Raw genomic sequence first — 240 nt, 5'->3', positions numbered from 1 at the left:
CACCAGAGACCCGCGCAGCCGTCGAGCACCTCGCGCCCGTCCGTGGTGCGGTAATACATGCCCTTGGCCGATTCCAGCAGGCGCGGCGCAGCCTTGAACTGGCGGTTGGCGGTGAAGGGCATCCAGAAAGACGACAGGTCGTCGATGACGGGGCGCGAAGTCATGGTTTTCTCCTCGAAGTGGTAGCGAAACTGTAGCGTCCGCGGTTTAATGGCGGCATAAACAGTTGCAGCAGTGTGG

The 240-nt window shown here is 61.7% G+C and carries 1 pseudogene; it reads right to left on the bottom strand.

The window, feature by feature from the left end:
• Window positions 1–164 (bottom strand): annotated as a pseudogene (locus SB764_RS44205) (aspartate aminotransferase family protein); the annotation flags it as partial.
• Window positions 165–240: the final 76 nt, after the last annotated feature.

It is taken from the genome of Paraburkholderia sp. SIMBA_027, assembly GCF_046535315.1.
GTDB lineage: Bacteria > Pseudomonadota > Gammaproteobacteria > Burkholderiales > Burkholderiaceae > Paraburkholderia > Paraburkholderia tropica.
The sequence above is the reverse complement of the archived record's forward strand: the minus strand, read 5'-3'. Positions and strand labels throughout refer to the sequence as shown.